Raw genomic sequence first — 16,814 nt, 5'->3', positions numbered from 1 at the left:
AGGCAGAGTTTGAAAAGGTTTAATGCGATATGAAAAAAGTTTGGATTAAGGTAGCGCAGCGGAGATCGAATGCCAACTTGGGGGATGAAGCGGTAGCAGTAGAAATCGAGTGTGAAAGAGAAGTAGGGCGGCAGCGCCGCCCCATAATCTCATCTTATTAGCGTTGGGCTTGTTTTTCGTATACCAGTTGGGCACCCACCAGATCGGCCAGCGCCGTGCCAACGGACTTAAACAGTGTGATGGCATGATTGCCAGAGCGAGAAGAATCTTGACGAGGAGCATCTTGGTCAGGAGCATTTTGGTCAGGAGAGTCCAGGCGTGGAGAGAGTGTGCCCCGGCACAGATCGGCTAGTTCACCCTTGACCTGAGACAGCTCGAACACCCCTTCCGAGACGGGGATTAATAGCTCGCCCGCCTCGGCGAAGACGTTGACCTTGGCATCCACATAAACCTCGGCCCTGGTAATCAGCTCGCTGTCACATTCTCGTCTGTCATGATGATGGTTGCCCACCAGATCCACATGGGTACCGGGAGACACCCAGGCGGAATCGAACAATGGCGAAGGTGCACCTGTGGCGCAGCTGATGATGTCGGCCGCGGCCACAGCCAGGGGAAGATCGTCGCAGGCCTTCACTTCTATCTGCGGCGCGCCAGCTTGTATGGCGCTGATGGTCTTGTCGACCTTGGCGTCTGAGCGTCCCCACACGGTGATTTTTTCAATCGGCCTGACACTGGCGTGCGCCAGAGCCATGAAGGCTGCCAACCTGCCCGTGCCAAACAGCAGCAGATGTTTGGCATCTGATCGAGCCAGATACTGGCTCGCCAATGCCGACACCGCCGCGGTGCGCCAGTAGGTGACGCTGGTGCCATCGACTAAAGCCTGTGGCTCACCGGTTTCGCGGTTAAAGATGAGAATCTTGGAGTAGAGGCTTTCCAGTTCGGAAGATTTTTTCGGATTGCCAGGAAAATAAGTAAAGGCTTTCACCGCTATGGTCTTCTGGTTCCAGGCCGGCAGCACGGCAAAAGCATCGCTGTGGTTGTCGTCTAATGGAAACACCTGGCGCTGTGGCATTCCGGCGGGCTGGGCAAATGTTTCTCTCAGCGCGCCGATTAGGCTGGGAAAGTCTAGTGCCTGATGAACCGCATCGGCATCGATAACTCGCATATTACCTCCTGTTGTTTTTTTTGGATAATGTATCCAATTTTTGGGTGGGTTAAAAGTAGCTAAGTGGTATTTCGATATGGGAAGTTGACTTTTTAGTCAGTCGTGACTGGCAAGCACATGAATTATTAATAATTCATTAAAGATGAATGTATGTAAGTCGATAGTTACTATACTCAATATTGGAATCATTTTTGCCATTCCAAGGTGTTAATTGTCGTTGAAGACAAGTAAAGCAATCACTTAAATAAAAGGATCTCCCTTTATGCTCATTCGTCACAAATTACTCGTTAGCGCAGCAGTGTCTATCTGTTCTGTGATAGCGATGTTTGGTTTGCAGCGTTTTTCGGCGGCAAAGCTGGATGATTTGTCCCATGCTGCACAACAAGTTATCGAACTTGAAAAGGATGTTTTGAGTTTACGTCGAGATGAAAAAGACTTCTTTGCGCGATTGGATCTGACCTATATAGATAGACACAAACAGCAGGGTAGGGAATTGGAGGAGAAGATCGGCAGTCTGGGGGCGATCTTCGAACGTCACGATATCTCGCAAAGCGATCTGCAGGCCTTTAGGCAGAACGTGACACGTTATGAATCTATCTTTGCCGAGGTTACCGAGCTGCAAAAGCAGATCGGTTTGCATCCCAAAGATGGCCTGTATGGGGCACTGCGCGGCGCGGTGCACAACGTAGAGACCTTGGTGAAGGAGAAAAACGAGCCCGAACTCATGGTGACCATGTTGCAGCTGCGCCGTAACGAGAAGGATTTTATGCTCAGGCGTACCTTGAGTTATCTGGATAAGTTCAATGGTAACTTGAGTCTGCTGAGACAGCAGGTGGCTGGTGCCATGTTAGGCGATTCGGTCAAAGGGGAGCTCAATGCCCTGATCTACGACTATGAGAAAAACTTCAAGGCCTTGGTTAGCAAAGAGCAAGAGCTGGGATTGGACAAAGACAGTGGCCGTATGGCGACGCTACGAGACAGTATTGCCTCGGCCGAGAAGGCTTTGGTGCAACTTAAGGGTCAGTCCTTGGATGCCATTCACGCCGCCGAGAGTGCAACCGTCACCGTCAGTATTATTATCTTCGTGTTGATCACCCTAGTGTTAATTGGATTCACCCTGGCAATCATTCGCAGCATCATGGAGCCGGTACAGCGGATCAGCGATGCGATCTCTCGTATCGAGGCGACCAAAGATCTGACATTGAGATGCGATACCAAGGTAGATGACGAGATTGGCCAGATAGCTCGCCACTTCAATAGTATGGTCGAGTCGTTCCAGTCGCTGATCAGAGAGGTGTTGACCTCGGTCGAGGTGGTCAATCACTCCTGCCAGGAGCTGTCGGAGAACTCGACGCGCGCCTCGGAAGGGGTGGGGCGTCAGCTCAATGAGACAGATATGGTGGCGACCGCGATCACCGAGATGGGCGCGACCATAGACGAGATCGCCAGCAATACCGAATTGGCGGCGGAACGTGCCGGTAATACCCATGACAATGCCCAACAGGGTCAGATGGGGGTTGAACATACCATAGAGAAGATCCAGGCATTGGCGGCGCAGCTGACCGATTCGGCTCAGGTGGTCTCCGAGCTTGAGAAAGACAGCGAGACCATAGGAAGCGTTTTAGATGTGATCCGTGGCATTGCCGAGCAGACCAACCTGCTTGCGCTAAACGCAGCCATCGAGGCCGCCAGGGCCGGTGAGCAGGGCAGAGGCTTTGCCGTGGTTGCCGACGAAGTGAGAAGTTTGGCGATGCGTACCCAGGAGTCGACCGAGGAGATCGCCGGTATCATCCAGACCCTGCAGTCTCGTACCCGCTCCATAGTGCAGCTGATGGAAGCGACCCAAAGACAGGGGATTGAAAGTGCCGATCAGGCGGCGAGTGCCGGTGCCTTGCTGGAGCAGATCAACGCCGATGTCACCAACATCATGGATATGAGTACGCAAATTGCCGCGGCCATCGAGGAGCAGAGCATGGTGGCCTCCGAGGTGAACAAGAATGTGGTGGTGATTCGTGACATCGCCGCCGAGTCGGCTCAGGCGGCGGATGAGAATGCCAAGGCCTCTGACGATGTGAAGGCGCGAACTCAGGTACTCTATCAGGCCGTGAGTCTGTTCAAGATTTAAACGCTTAGTATAAAAGGGAGGCTTAGCCTCCCTTTTTTTGAAATTTATTTGTGAAATGCAGGGTTTATACTCAAATTCTGTCGCCGGGTCGACTAAGCTAATCTAGAGTGCAGGACATAAAGAGCGTGGTCGATGCGATTAAATCACTTCCTGAATATTTTAGCCTTTGGGCTCCTGTTGTTGTCGTTTCTGACCGCAAGCTGTATATATTACCTTATCTACCTGCCAAGAATCGAAGAGCAAGTGGTCTCGAGGCAAGACAGAGATCTTCAGGCGGTACAGCAAGGGATCGCCTATGCCCAGAAAAACCTCGATACCCTATGTTACGACTATGCCATCTGGGATGACATGGTGACCTTTGTCGATAATGTGTCGCCTGAGTTCGTGACTAAAAATCTGTTCAATAATGCCTTCGAGGCGGCCAACGTAGATGGATTCTATGTGTTTAACCGCCAGAATCAGCTGGTATGGCAATATAACAGTGGTGCCGAGTTTGTTTCTCAGAATCTTCCCCTCTCCAAGGCGCAATTTGTCGGCAAGATACTTCCTTCGAAGGCCGAGATGGATGGCAATCGTCCATCGGTGCGCAGCGGCCTGCTGCGCATGAATGACAAAGTGGTCTACTTTAGTAATGTCACCGTCATGCCAAGTAGTGGTGAGGGCCGGGTTGCGGGTAGCCTGCTGACCGTGCGTAACGTGAGTCAGACGATTCATGAGGAGATAGAGCAGTTTAGCCTGATTAAGTTTGAGCTGGAGGTATTGGCTCAGCCTAAGCTAGAGGGGCAGATCTCATTGGGATTTCGAGAGCCGCCCAAGGTGGACAAGATTGCCGAGCAACACGCCTGGTATCTGCATGACGCACTCAGTGTGCCGTCGCTCAAGATCACCGTGAATCACGACAGAAGCCTGCTTCCCTCTATCTTTACCGTAGAGTCGATCTTGATGTTCTTAAGTGTCTTGGTGATGTCCTACATAGCTATCATCCCCTTCTCGGCGCTGGTGGTCAGGCCGCTTCGAATCGCCAACGCCGTGCTGGATAAGATGGCCCATCGGGGCGTGCTCTTGACCATGCCGACGGCTTGGGCAATCACCGAGGTGGCCAATCTGACCGAATCCTTCAACCTGGTGGTGGAGAAGCTACAGCGCCATCAGAATTATCTGGAATCCCTTTCCTTTAACGATCCTCTCACCGGTATCGCCAACCGTCGCAGCTTAGAAGTCTTTGCCGAGCGAGCTCATAAGCAGTGGCGTGAGGGTAAGGGGGCGATAGGTTTCATCATGTTGGATATCGATTTCTTTAAGCCTTATAACGATACGGTTGGGCATCAGAGTGGCGATCAGGCGCTTATCAAGGTGGCGCAGGCGCTGATGCTCGAGTGTCGTCGCCGGGGCGAGCTAGTCACCCGTTATGGCGGCGAAGAGTTTTGTGTAGTGATCCACGGCGATAACATGGCTCAGATGGAGCTGTTGGCAAAGCGAATGTTACAGAGAGTGCGCGATCTCAACATCTATCACCAGGCTTCACCCTTCGAGATAATTACCGTCAGCATGGGCGCCGTACTCTACGACGGTTATCATCCCGAGTTTGCCAATGACGATTGGCAGCAGATGATCAGGCTCGCCGATGAGCAGCTCTATAAGGCAAAAGAGAGTGGGCGGAATAACCTACAGATATTGCATCGTAAGGTTAGTCCGCTGTTTGTGGTGGGGTGAGTCAGAGCTTGAAGGTGATCACTTGCTGGCGCATCGAGTCGGCGAGTGAGGTAAGCTGAGCGATGGAGTGACCCAGCTCTAGGGCCGATTCTGTGGATTGACTGGCTATGTCACTGATGGCGATGATACTGCGGTTAATGCTCTCGGCGACACTGCTCTGCTCTTCCGCTGCCGTGGCGATATGGGTGTTCATCTCTGTGATGTTATCGACCGAGGCTACGATCTCTTGCAGCGCTTCGCCGGCCTTGTTGGTCTGCTGATTGGCATCATCCACCTGTTTAATGCCCACATCCATGGCGGTGACCGCCTCGTTTACCCCGCTCTGTAGCGTCTCTATCATGGTCTCGATCTCTTGGGTCGCTTCCTGGGTGCGCTGAGCGAGGGAGCGAACCTCGTCGGCGACCACGGCAAAGCCGCGCCCCTGTTCTCCAGCCCTGGCGGCCTCGATGGCGGCGTTGAGGGCCAGCAGGTTGGTCTGTTCGGCAATGCCCTTGATAACACTCAGTACGCTGCCGATATGTTGGCTCTCGTGAGATAGATGGGTGATCACCTCTGAGGTGCTTTGGATCTGCATCGACAAGGCCTGCATGCTGCTAATCGACAGCTGGACGATCTCATTGCCGTTGGCGGCGAATCGGTCGGCGTTTCTGGCCGAGTCGGCGGCGGCCGTGGTGCTCTGAGCCACCTCGTTGACCGTTGCCGTCATCTCATTCATGGCGGTGGCGGTCTGTTCCGTCTCTGCCTGTTGTTGTTGAATGCGGGCGTTGGAGACCTGGGTAAACTCGTTGAGGGCTAACGCCGAGTCGCTGACACTGTTGGCCGCCTGGGCGACTCCTTTGAGGATGCCTCGCAGGTGGTGAAAGACATCGTTGAGCCGGGTCGAGATCAGGCCGAGTTCGTCGTTGTTGAGTTGGTCGAAGGTGACAGTGAGATCCGAGTCTTGCTGTATGGTCAGTAGCTGGGTGCGTATGTGGTTGATTGGTTTCATCACGCTACGGTTGATCCAGATACCTAGCACTATGCTGGCAACGGCGGCGACCAGGGTGATGAGCAAGAAGAGGGTGAGGGAAGATTGGTAGATCTCGGCGACCCTGTCCTTTTCCTCGCCGGCGACCTTGAGTTGCAGGCTGATTAACTCGGCGATGGTGCCACTGATGGGATCGATCACCCGGTAGAGGGGGATAATCTCATCTCGCAGTTGGCCGGCAATATTGCCAGACTTACCGTTGAGCAGCTGCTCCAGGTGGGCGATTCTTTGGTTGGCCGGGACAAATAGGCGTTCGGCTTCATCGACCAGTCGTTGTTCATCCTTGGTGAGCTGGGTGGCGATGTATTGGCGCCACTTTTTGTCTATGTTGTTACTTGCTTCCTGCAGGGCCTGGTTTGCCTGTTCGGCGCTGAAATCACCGGCATTAGCCTTGTTGATGGCGTCGATGACAGATACCGCGTAATCATCGGCGATCACCTTGAGATCTTCCAGTGGAACGACTCTATCGTTATAGATGGTGACGACACCTTTCTCGATATTATTCATCATATTGATTGCTAAGATGCAGATACAGATGAGGAGCGAGAGGGGGAGTAAGATACCGAAAGCCATCTTGTGCTTGATTTGAATATTGTTCATATAGACACCCAAAAAAAGGAGTAAATAGCAGAAAGCTAAAACTTATGTCGTATCTATAGGTATAGCAAAAGATTGAAATGGGTAAGATGAATAGAAACAAAAAAGCCTCGCAGTGCGAGGCTTTTTTGTGTGGTGCGCTAGGCACCCTAGAATATGGTGCCCGAACCCGGAATCGAACCAGGGACACGAGGATTTTCAATCCTCTGCTCTACCGACTGAGCTATTCGGGCGACGGGGTGCATTAAAAGGCTTTTGCGCATTTGAGTCAACACATTTTTGCAAAAACTTTGTTTATCTCGCTTGTTTGGATAACTTTTGCCCGAAACGTCGATTTTTAGATCAAATGTCGAGATTCAGGGGATCTGTCGAGGTTGAAACTGGGCTGCGGGCCGAGCCCTCTATTTGATGACTACCGAGTAAGTTAGGCTTGTAATGTCGACCAATAAGCGACTAAAGCTGAGTATGAGTCATAGAGGCGGATATAAAAAAGGCCCCGCGGTGCGGGGCCTCTTAAATCATTGACTACTCTGTATGAACAGGCTGGCTTACTTGAGCATGTCGTTGTTGGGGAAGTTACTCTGCATCACCATGAGTACGTGATCTTTGAGTTTCTGCTGGCCGAGTTCCTCGTAGGCGGTCGCCATGATCTCTAGGGCGCGCTCGGTAGATGGTGTTCCCGGGTAGGTTTCCAGCACTGTCTGGGCGCGCACGGCGGCGGCGCTCCAGGCATTCATCTTGATGTAGTATTCCGCAACCGTAACGGCGTACTTGGCCAGGCGGTTTTTCAAGAACTGCATGCGTTTTTGCGCATCGGCGGCATATTTGCTGTTAGGATACTGCTTGATCAGACGATCGAAGTCTTTAAAGGCGTCTTGCGCCGCCTTGGGATCTCGGTCGGTTCTGTCGATGTTGAGCATGTCGTGGAACATATAGTTGTCCGACTGCATGTTCACCAGACCACGCATATAGTAGACATAGTCGATATCTTTATGTGTGGGGTTAAGGCGAATGAAGCGATCGATATTGGCGATGCCCGATGCCGAATCATCCAGTTTGTAGTATGCGTAGATCAGGTCTAATTGTACCTGAGTCTTGTGTGGACCGAAGGGATAGCGAGAGTCTAGTGCTTCCAAAGAGCGCACCGCTTTACTATAGTTGCCCAGCTCCATCGAGGTTCTGGCTTGAGAATAGAGGACTTCGGGGGAAGATTTACTCAGTTCGATATCATCTTCTGGTTTACTACTACACGCCGCTAAGGCCAATGACAACAAGGCGATAGCTGCGCCTTTAGCAAAATTATGCATACTTGAATTCGATTCTTTGTAAGTTGTTGTTTAAGAATTTTTCCATTTCACGATAAAATAGAAACAATACGATTGTAACAGATAGCACTTTAATTTGGACCCCAAAACGCGGGTACGGTTCCTATGACACAAGAGATTAATCTAAAAAGCGAGATCACAGCAACACAAACCGGGCAGAGATTAGACCAAACTCTGGCCGAGTTGTTCCCTGATTACTCCCGTACACGTATTAAAGAGTGGATACAGGCTGGTGCCGTCTACGTCGATGGTATGGTGCAGACTAAGCCGAGAGAAAAGGTGCTCGAAGGCCAAGAAATTGAGATCGAAGCGACTCTCAAAGAGGAGATCAAGGCCGAGGCACAGGCGATCGATCTGGATATCGTCTACGAAGATGACCATATTATCGTGATCAACAAGCAGGCTGGCCTGGTGGTTCACCCCGGCGCAGGCAACAGCGATGGCACCCTGATGAACGCGCTCTTGCATCACTGCCCTGAAATTGAGCTGGTTCCAAGGGCCGGTATCGTACATCGTCTCGATAAGGACACTACAGGTTTGATGGTAGTGGCTAAGACGGTCGAGGCGCAGACCCATCTGGTTGCGGCATTGCAGGCACGCGAGATCACCCGTGAATATGAGGCGATCGTGAGTGGCACCATGACGGCCGGTGGTGTGGTCGATGAGCCGATTGCGCGCCATCCGACCAAGCGCACTCATATGGCGGTGCACCACGGCGGTCGCCCCTCGGTGACCCATTATCGTGTGGCGGAGAAGTTCCGTGCCCATACCCGTCTGCGCCTGCGTCTGGAAACCGGTCGTACCCACCAGATCAGGGTACATATGGCGCACATAGGCCATATTTTAGTCGGGGATCCTGTCTATGGCGGTCGCCCTCGTCCACCTAAGAAGGCCACGCCTGAATTGATGGAGGCGCTAAACGGCTTTAAGCGTCAGGCGCTGCATGCCGTTCGCCTCGAGCTGGCGCACCCCTTCACCTGTGAGATAATGAGCTGGCAGGCGCCTATCCCTGAAGATATGGTGGCCTTAACGCACGCCCTGCGTGATGACACTAAGGCTCATCCGGCGGAATATTAATGCTGCCTCAAGACTGGTTCATCCCTCCTGGCGTGAAGCTGGCTTTTAGCCAGCGTCAGGGGGGCGTGAGCCTGTCACCCTTCGATAGTCTAAACCTTGGCGACCATGTGGGCGACGACCCCGAGCTTGTGCGTCAAAACCGTTTGCTTGCGGCAAAGGCTCTGGGCATATCAGCCGAGCCTGCCTGGCTGCAGCAGATCCATGGCATCGAGCTGGTGAATCTGGACCAGGACACAAACCGTGTTGCTGATGGCAGTTTCTGCCGCAGTGGCGAGCATGTGTGTGTGGTGATGACTGCCGACTGCCTGCCTGTGCTGATTTGCGATCGCGCGGCGACTCAGGTGGCGGCGGTGCATGCCGGTTGGCGCGGACTGTGTAATGGTATCGTCGAGGCGGCTATCGCTGAGTTTGATGCGCCCGCCGAAGAGTTACTTATCTATCTTGGCCCTTGTATCGGCCCTGATACCTTCGAGGTCGGCGGTGAGGTTAGGGCGCAGTTCATCGCTCAGCATGCTGAAACCGCAGACTTTTTTAAGCCGAGCGCCGATAAGTTTTTAGCCGATCTGCAAGGGATCGCCCGCTACCGTGCTGAGCGTCTCGGTGTTGGCGGCGTCTATCAATTGCCCCACTGCACCTATAGCTTGAGTGCCGACTATTTCTCCTATCGCCGCGAGGCGAAAACCGGCCGTATGGCCTCTTTTATCTGGCTGGAAGTTTAGTACGAAAAAGCAGCAATTTTTCTCTTATTGCTTGAATCCTCCTAAAAAGCCCCCATCTATACTGGTAACAAAGCACTGAAGGTTTCCTTCATTCGTTAATTTTTTAGGAGGCTGTATGCGACTCGATCGTATGACGAACAAATTCCAGATAGCAATCTCCGATGCTCAGTCATTAGCGTTGGGGCGTGACCATCAGTTTATCGAGCCGATTCATCTGATGATGGCGTTGCTTAACCAAGATGGTGGTTCTATCCATCCATTGCTGACCCAGGCCGGGATCTCGGTTAGCACCTTGCGCTCAGCCCTGAGTCAGGAGCTAGAACGTTTACCGCAAATTGAGGGCACAGGCGGTGACGTTCAGCTGTCGCAGGCGCTGATTCGCCTGTTGAATCTGTGTGACAAGTTGGCGCAAAAGCGCAAAGACAAGTATATCTCCAGCGAACTCTTCGTGTTGGCTGCCCTCGAGGGCAGCGACGCGTTGGCGCAATGCCTGAAGAAATCGGGCGCCACCAAGGAGCTGCTTGAGAAGACCATCGAAGAGGTGCGTCTTGGCAAGAATATCGACGACCCTAACGCCGAAGATCAGCGCCAAGCGCTGAAGAAGTTTACCGTGGATCTGACCGAGCGCGCCGAGCAGGGCAAGCTGGATCCCGTGATCGGCCGTGATGATGAGATCCGACGTACGATTCAGGTGCTGCAACGCCGCAGCAAGAACAACCCTGTACTCATCGGTGAGCCTGGCGTGGGTAAGACGGCCATCGTCGAGGGCCTGGCCCAACGCATCATCAATGGCGAGGTGCCTGAGGGGATCAAGAATAAGCGGGTGTTGTCACTCGACTTAGGTGCGCTGGTGGCCGGTGCTAAGTATCGTGGTGAATTCGAGGAGCGTCTCAAGGCGGTGCTCAATGAGCTGGCGCAGGAAGAGGGCCAGGTGATCCTCTTCATCGATGAGCTACATACCATGGTCGGCGCAGGTAAGAGTGATGGCGCCATGGATGCGGGTAACATGCTTAAGCCAGCATTGGCCAGAGGTGACCTGCACTGTGTCGGTGCCACCACCTTAGATGAATATCGTCAATATATTGAGAAAGATGCCGCGCTCGAGCGTCGTTTTCAGAAGGTGCTGGTTGATGAGCCAAGCGTCGAAGACACCATCGCGATTTTGCGTGGTCTGAAAGAGCGCTATGAGCTGCATCACCATGTGGAGATCACCGATCCGGCCATCGTGGCCGCGGCCAGCATGTCTCACCGCTATATTTCTGACAGGAAACTGCCCGATAAGGCGATCGACCTCATCGATGAGGCGGCCTCAAGTATCCGTATGCAGATAGATTCTAAGCCCGAGCCACTGGACAGGTTAGAGCGCCGCACCATACAGCTTAAGCTGGAGGAGCAGGCCCTGATCAAAGAGAGTGACGAGGCCAGTCAGCGTCGCCTTAGCACCTTGCGCAGTGAACTTGCCGAGGTCGAGGCCAAGGCCGCCGAGCTCAACGAGGTCTGGCATACCGAGAAGGCTGCACTGGCAGGCACTCAACATATCAAGGCGGATCTCGAGCAGGCCCGTATGGATCTCGAGGTGGCAAGGCGTGCAGGGGATCTGACCCGTATGTCTGAGCTGCAATATGGTCGTATTCCCGAGCTCGAGAAACAACTGGATCTGGCGGCGCAGGCCGAGATGCAGGATATGACGCTGTTGCGTAACAAGGTCTCTGACGTGGAGATTGCCGAAGTCCTGTCTAAGGCGACCGGTATCCCTGTGTCTAAGATGCTCGAAGGGGAAAAAGAGAAGCTGCTACATATGGAAGAAGCACTGCATACTCGGGTGATTGGACAAAACGAGGCCGTGGATGCGGTGGCCAATGCCATTCGTCGCAGCCGCGCCGGCCTTGCGGATCCTAATCGTCCTATCGGCTCCTTCCTTTTCCTCGGTCCTACCGGTGTGGGTAAGACTGAGCTGTGTAAGTCATTGGCGAAGTTTCTGTTCGATACCGAATCGGCCATGGTGCGTATCGATATGTCCGAGTTTATGGAGAAGCATTCGGTGTCACGCCTAGTTGGTGCGCCTCCAGGGTATGTGGGCTATGAAGAGGGGGGCTATCTCACCGAAGCGGTGAGACGTAAGCCTTATTCGGTGATCTTGCTCGATGAGGTGGAAAAGGCTCATCCCGACGTGTTCAACATCCTGCTGCAGGTGCTGGACGATGGTCGCCTGACCGATGGTCAGGGGCGTACGGTGGATTTCCGTAATACAGTGGTGATCATGACCTCGAACCTGGGCTCAGATGTGATTCAAGAACGTTTCGGTATTGCCAGTTATGCCGAGATGAAGAGTGAGGTGATGAATGTGGTAACACACAGCTTCAGACCCGAGTTCCTCAACCGTATCGATGAAAGCGTGGTCTTCCATCCATTGGAGTCAGAGCATATCGCTCATATTGCGCAGATCCAGATAGACAATCTGAAGGCGCGCCTGGCGGAGAAAGACTTTGAGCTTGAGGTGAGTGACGATGCCTTAGCCTTGATCGCTCAGGCTGGATTCGACCCTGTCTATGGTGCAAGGCCGCTGAAGCGTGCCCTGCAGCAAGAGGTCGAAAACCCACTGGCGCAGAAACTCTTGAGCGGCGAGCTGTTACCTGGCGCGCCAATCAAGGTCGATGCCGCGGGGGGCGAGCTCGCCTTTCATCAATAAGGCTCGCTCTAGTAACTTAGCTTTGTAATTTAGTCCCGTGACTTAGTTCGGTAGCTTAGTTCGATTGCTTAGTCCAATTACTCAGTCCTGTAAAAAGCCCAAACCTAGGTTTGGGCTTTTTTTATCAGGGGCATCAGATTGCACTTGTCTATTATTTGAACTAGTTTGAAAAGGGCGGTATCTCTTCCTAATTTGAGTTTTTATACAGTGAAGGAGTATTGGATGAAAGCAAGGTTAGCAGTTATAGCATCTCTGGCCGTATTGGTGACAGCATGTAGCTCGGCACCAATGCAAAGCAGTGGCCCGGCCTTTGTCGGCGTCGGCAGCGTCGACTATGACAGCCTCTATCACTATGGTTACAACACTGGCTGTCGAAGCGCCGGTTACCTGAAACAAAATCCAGGCGCCGATACCTTAGAAGGGATGAAGGATAAGGTGTTGGATGGCTTGAGTGAATTTGATAAGGGCTGGAATGCGGGCATCCAGGCCTGCCAGGATGGCGTGAGTCGCTCTATGTATATGGTGAAAGGTAGCAGTTCGAAAGGCGCTAGTAAGTAGAAGTCGAACAGGGTCTATAAGAAACATCAAGCGACAACCTCGGCACGTCGGGTTGTCGCTTCTACTTCTATACATATGTCTATTTGACGCAGAAGAGTTTGATACGTTGTTTCTGCGTGGCGATCTCTGATTGCCTGTCTTCCTCTGTCATGCGCACCATTTCACCACTTTCTTCATTCTTACGTGTCAGGCGAGTATAGGTCTCGAGCACGCTCAACTGATGCTTGGCATTTTCGCAGATGGCCTTGGCTTGGGCCTTATCTTTCTCGTTGATCGCTTCGGCGGCTAACGCGGCTTCGCTTTTTGGCTCTCCCTGTTTTTCAGTGACCTTAGGGGCGGTAAAGCCGACTTTTTTCTGTTCGATATCTTCGCTATAGAGTTTTTCTGTCTTAGCCTCGGGAGGCTTTTCCTGGCTGTAATGGGTGACTCCGTTTTCGTCTACCCACTTATAGATGGTCGTTGCAAGCGCAGGGGCGCAAAGGAATAGGCTAAGTAGTGCGCTAAGATAAAATTTTCCGGTCATCATAGTGTCCATATTTAGGCCGGGAGAGAGTGCAAGAGATGCCTCATCTGCCAACAATTAGAGATCCGTATAAAAAGTGAGCTTAAATCTGTGTTATCTTTCTATTTTATCAAGATAACCTTGCTCCTTATTATATGCAAAATTTAAACAAAGAGACGGTTAAGAACCGCGGTATCTACCTTTTACCTAATCTGTTCACCACAGCGGGATTGTTTTCCGGCTTCTATGCGGTGATTGCCTCCATGAATGGCCACTTTGAAGCGGCGGCGATCGCCATCTTTGTCGCCATGATCTTCGACGGTGTCGACGGACGGGTCGCAAGGATGACTAATACCCAGAGTGCATTTGGCGCCGAATATGACAGCATGGCCGATATGGTCTCTTTCGGGGTCGCCCCTGCGTTGATCGCCTATAACTGGGCCTTGGCCGATCTGGGCAAGGTCGGTTGGTTGGCCGCATTTATCTATTGTGCCGGCGCCGCATTACGACTGGCGCGTTTCAATACCCAGGTTGGCGTCGCCGATAAGCGCTACTTTCAGGGATTGGCGAGTCCAGCCGCGGCGGCCATCATCGCTGGTGCTATCTGGACGGGCACCTATTATGAGATAGAGGGTCAACAGGTAAGTATATTGGCGCTGCTAATGACAGCTTGTGCGGGTCTCTTGATGGTGAGTAACTTCCGTTATTACTCCTTTAAAGACTATGATTGGCGCGGCCGGGTTAACTTTATGGTTATTCTGGCACTGGTGGGCCTGTTTGTGGTGGTTTCGGTGCAACCTGCGACCATCTTGTTTATCGTCTTTAGTCTCTACGCCCTCTCTGGCCCTATCTATACCATACGTACGGTAAAGAAATTAAAGGTGAGTCATGTGGTGGGGGATGAGAACGATGCTGACATTACTCAAGAGACGAATGCACAAGAGACAGATACTCAAGAGACAGATACTGAATGCGAAGCCAAACAAACTGAGCAAGACTCAGAAGATGCCGATAAGAAGCAGTGACAGCTGCCCTGTGATGAGTCCTTGCAACGGGGATAAATGGGGGCTGTGACAGCCTTTCAATGACGCCGCTAAGATTTTTGGCAGAGTGAATGTTTTTGTGCCAAACTTATTTTCCGGTTTTGAACAAGCGATGCTTGAACTTGATAGGATCAAAATCGATAGGGTAACCAAATATTGTGTTGTTATCGTTACTCACTTGTTGGCTTTGTGTGTGGGTTTTGGCTGGGTAAACCACCTTCTGGGTGTTTTTTGTTCGATAGATTGCTTTTGTCAAAAAAGCCCTTGCGCAAAAGATTTGGCTCCCTATAATGCGCTCCCACTGACACGGCAAACGGCGCTACTTAGCGAAGCGAAGTAGGCAAGCTGGTCGAGTCAAGGTAACAAGCGGTTCAAGTTTTTAAGCCGGTGGTTGCAGCGCGATAGCGCAGTAATTAACCACTTAAAAATCTTTTGAAAAAAGCGCTTGACGCCGACAGGGAGAGGCGTAGAATACGCATCCCTAGCCCGCTGGAATCCAGTGTGAGGCGAACGTTCTTTAACAAGATAAAACAAGAAATCTGTGTGGGCACTCACAGGTATTGAGTTAATCGAAAACGATTTAAATCTCAATGCAATTCTTTACTAGAGATAGTGAGAGTCCATAGCAATATGTACAAACATATAGATGATTCTTCCGAGTCATTTATGTGAATCAGAATTCATTGAGTCGTTTGGCGCAAGCCAAGCAAAAAAACTTTTAATTGAAGAGTTTGATCATGGCTCAGATTGAACGCTGGCGGCAGGCCTAACACATGCAAGTCGAGCGGTAACATTTCAAAAGCTTGCTTTTGAAGATGACGAGCGGCGGACGGGTGAGTAATGCCTAGGGAACTGCCCAGTCGAGGGGGATAACAGTTGGAAACGACTGCTAATACCGCATACGCCCTACGGGGGAAAAGAGGGGATCTTCGGACCTTCTGCGATTGGATGTACCTAGGTGGGATTAGCTAGTAGGTGAGGTAATGGCTCACCTAGGCGACGATCCCTAGCTGTTCTGAGAGGATGATCAGCCACACTGGGACTGAGACACGGCCCAGACTCCTACGGGAGGCAGCAGTGGGGAATATTGCACAATGGGCGCAAGCCTGATGCAGCCATGCCGCGTGTGTGAAGAAGGCCTTCGGGTTGTAAAGCACTTTCAGCGAGGAGGAAAGGTTAACGGTTAATACCCGTTAGCTGTGACGTTACTCGCAGAAGAAGCACCGGCTAACTTCGTGCCAGCAGCCGCGGTAATACGAGGGGTGCAAGCGTTAATCGGAATTACTGGGCGTAAAGCGTACGCAGGCGGTTGATTAAGCGAGATGTGAAAGCCCCGGGCTTAACCTGGGAACTGCATTTCGAACTGGTCAACTAGAGTCTTGTAGAGGGGGGTAGAATTTCAGGTGTAGCGGTGAAATGCGTAGAGATCTGAAGGAATACCGGTGGCGAAGGCGGCCCCCTGGACAAAGACTGACGCTCAGGTACGAAAGCGTGGGGAGCAAACAGGATTAGATACCCTGGTAGTCCACGCCGTAAACGATGTCTACTCGGAATTTGGTGTCTTGAACACTGGGTTCTCAAGCTAACGCATTAAGTAGACCGCCTGGGGAGTACGGCCGCAAGGTTAAAACTCAAATGAATTGACGGGGGCCCGCACAAGCGGTGGAGCATGTGGTTTAATTCGATGCAACGCGAAGAACCTTACCTACTCTTGACATCCAGAGAACTTTCCAGAGATGGATTGGTGCCTTCGGGAACTCTGAGACAGGTGCTGCATGGCTGTCGTCAGCTCGTGTTGTGAAATGTTGGGTTAAGTCCCGCAACGAGCGCAACCCTTATCCTTACTTGCCAGCGGGTAATGCCGGGAACTTTAGGGAGACTGCCGGTGATAAACCGGAGGAAGGTGGGGACGACGTCAAGTCATCATGGCCCTTACGAGTAGGGCTACACACGTGCTACAATGGTCGGTACAGAGGGTTGCGAAGCCGCGAGGTGGAGCTAATCTCACAAAGCCGGTCGTAGTCCGGATTGGAGTCTGCAACTCGACTCCATGAAGTCGGAATCGCTAGTAATCGTAGATCAGAATGCTACGGTGAATACGTTCCCGGGCCTTGTACACACCGCCCGTCACACCATGGGAGTGGGCTGCACCAGAAGTAGATAGCTTAACCTTCGGGAGGGCGTTTACCACGGTGTGGTTCATGACTGGGGTGAAGTCGTAACAAGGTAGCCCTAGGGGAACCTGGGGCTGGATCACCTCCTTACCTATACGAT

The 16,814-nt window shown here is 52.1% G+C and carries 11 protein-coding genes, 1 tRNA gene and 1 rRNA gene; 8 read left to right on the top strand and 5 right to left on the bottom strand.

Annotated elements, in window-relative coordinates; all coding sequences use genetic code 11:
• Positions 1-157: 157 nt before the first annotated feature.
• Complete coding sequence (locus L1D43_RS12560; RefSeq protein WP_239852031.1) at positions 158-1,165, bottom strand: ornithine cyclodeaminase family protein; 1,008 nt, start codon at positions 1,163-1,165, stop codon at positions 158-160.
• Positions 1,166-1,427: 262 nt separating this feature from the next.
• Here L1D43_RS12560 and L1D43_RS12555 point away from each other — a divergent pair, with 262 nt between their 5' ends.
• Together L1D43_RS12555 and L1D43_RS12550 are read left to right on the top strand one after the other, a co-directional pair.
• Positions 1,428-3,290: a methyl-accepting chemotaxis protein gene (locus L1D43_RS12555; RefSeq protein ID WP_239852030.1), complete on the top strand. Its 1,863-nt coding sequence runs from the start codon at positions 1,428-1,430 to the stop codon at positions 3,288-3,290.
• Positions 3,291-3,422: 132 nt separating this feature from the next.
• Positions 3,423-5,003: a diguanylate cyclase gene (locus L1D43_RS12550; RefSeq protein WP_239852029.1), complete on the top strand. Its 1,581-nt coding sequence runs from the start codon at positions 3,423-3,425 to the stop codon at positions 5,001-5,003.
• A 1-nt stretch (position 5,004) separates the two neighbouring features.
• Here the strand turns inward: L1D43_RS12550 and L1D43_RS12545 are convergent, their stop codons facing one another.
• The 3 genes from L1D43_RS12545 to L1D43_RS12535 form a co-directional block, all read right to left on the bottom strand.
• On the bottom strand, positions 5,005-6,630 hold the full coding sequence (locus tag L1D43_RS12545; protein ID WP_239852027.1) for a methyl-accepting chemotaxis protein: 1,626 nt from the start codon (positions 6,628-6,630) through the stop codon (positions 5,005-5,007).
• A gap of 154 nt (positions 6,631-6,784) precedes the next feature.
• Positions 6,785-6,860, bottom strand: a tRNA-Phe gene (locus L1D43_RS12540).
• Between the two features lie 315 nt (positions 6,861-7,175).
• The gene (locus tag L1D43_RS12535) at positions 7,176-7,934 is read right to left on the bottom strand and encodes an outer membrane protein assembly factor BamD (RefSeq protein ID WP_144201781.1); all 759 of its coding nucleotides are present in this window, start codon (positions 7,932-7,934) and stop codon (positions 7,176-7,178) included.
• Positions 7,935-8,057: 123 nt separating this feature from the next.
• Between L1D43_RS12535 and rluD the strand changes: the two genes are divergently transcribed.
• From rluD to L1D43_RS12515, 4 genes are all read left to right on the top strand, one after another.
• Positions 8,058-9,029 (top strand): 23S rRNA pseudouridine(1911/1915/1917) synthase RluD, encoded by a 972-nt coding sequence (gene rluD, locus L1D43_RS12530; protein ID WP_239852025.1) that lies wholly within the window; start codon positions 8,058-8,060, stop codon positions 9,027-9,029.
• Positions 9,029-9,748 (top strand): peptidoglycan editing factor PgeF, encoded by a 720-nt coding sequence (pgeF, locus tag L1D43_RS12525; RefSeq protein ID WP_239852023.1) that lies wholly within the window; start codon positions 9,029-9,031, stop codon positions 9,746-9,748. The genes rluD and pgeF overlap by 1 nt, the downstream gene beginning before the upstream one ends.
• 115 nt (positions 9,749-9,863) lie before the next feature.
• A complete protein-coding gene (gene clpB / locus L1D43_RS12520) occupies positions 9,864-12,437 on the top strand; it encodes an ATP-dependent chaperone ClpB (protein WP_041508723.1) in 2,574 nt (857 codons plus the stop codon).
• Between the two features lie 222 nt (positions 12,438-12,659).
• A complete protein-coding gene (locus L1D43_RS12515) occupies positions 12,660-12,995 on the top strand; it encodes a hypothetical protein (protein ID WP_239852019.1) in 336 nt (111 codons plus the stop codon).
• A 79-nt stretch (positions 12,996-13,074) separates the two neighbouring features.
• On the opposite strand, the gene L1D43_RS12510 is transcribed toward L1D43_RS12515, so the two are convergent.
• Positions 13,075-13,518: a DUF4124 domain-containing protein gene (locus tag L1D43_RS12510; protein WP_239852017.1), complete on the bottom strand. Its 444-nt coding sequence runs from the start codon at positions 13,516-13,518 to the stop codon at positions 13,075-13,077.
• 134 nt (positions 13,519-13,652) lie between these two features.
• On the opposite strand from L1D43_RS12510, the gene pssA reads away from it, so the two are divergent.
• Together pssA and L1D43_RS12500 are read left to right on the top strand one after the other, a co-directional pair.
• Entirely contained in the window at positions 13,653-14,522 is an 870-nt protein-coding gene (gene pssA / locus L1D43_RS12505; protein ID WP_239852015.1) for a CDP-diacylglycerol--serine O-phosphatidyltransferase, read from the top strand.
• 737 nt (positions 14,523-15,259) lie between these two features.
• Positions 15,260-16,804, top strand: a 16S ribosomal RNA gene (locus L1D43_RS12500).
• The last annotated feature ends 10 nt before the right edge of the window (positions 16,805-16,814 follow it).

Origin of the sequence: Shewanella sp. Isolate8 (genome assembly GCF_022398495.1) — a bacterium.
Taxonomy (GTDB): domain Bacteria; phylum Pseudomonadota; class Gammaproteobacteria; order Enterobacterales; family Shewanellaceae; genus Shewanella; species Shewanella aquimarina.
This window is presented reverse-complemented; position numbering and strand designations above follow the sequence as displayed.

Excerpts from the sequence above, each read along its gene's own strand:
- L1D43_RS12560 (WP_239852031.1), bottom strand. The coding sequence starts at position 1,165 with ATGCGAGTTATCGATGCCGATGCGGTTCATCAGGCACTAGACTTTCCC.
- L1D43_RS12555 (WP_239852030.1), top strand. The coding sequence starts at position 1,428 with ATGCTCATTCGTCACAAATTACTCGTTAGCGCAGCAGTGTCTATCTGT.
- L1D43_RS12550 (WP_239852029.1), top strand. The coding sequence starts at position 3,423 with ATGCGATTAAATCACTTCCTGAATATTTTAGCCTTTGGGCTCCTGTTG.
- L1D43_RS12545 (WP_239852027.1), bottom strand. The coding sequence starts at position 6,630 with ATGAACAATATTCAAATCAAGCACAAGATGGCTTTCGGTATCTTACTC.
- L1D43_RS12535 (WP_144201781.1), bottom strand. The coding sequence starts at position 7,934 with ATGCATAATTTTGCTAAAGGCGCAGCTATCGCCTTGTTGTCATTGGCC.
- rluD (WP_239852025.1), top strand. The coding sequence starts at position 8,058 with ATGACACAAGAGATTAATCTAAAAAGCGAGATCACAGCAACACAAACC.
- pgeF (WP_239852023.1), top strand. The coding sequence starts at position 9,029 with ATGCTGCCTCAAGACTGGTTCATCCCTCCTGGCGTGAAGCTGGCTTTT.
- clpB (WP_041508723.1), top strand. The coding sequence starts at position 9,864 with ATGCGACTCGATCGTATGACGAACAAATTCCAGATAGCAATCTCCGAT.
- L1D43_RS12515 (WP_239852019.1), top strand. The coding sequence starts at position 12,660 with ATGAAAGCAAGGTTAGCAGTTATAGCATCTCTGGCCGTATTGGTGACA.
- L1D43_RS12510 (WP_239852017.1), bottom strand. The coding sequence starts at position 13,518 with ATGACCGGAAAATTTTATCTTAGCGCACTACTTAGCCTATTCCTTTGC.
- pssA (WP_239852015.1), top strand. The coding sequence starts at position 13,653 with ATGCAAAATTTAAACAAAGAGACGGTTAAGAACCGCGGTATCTACCTT.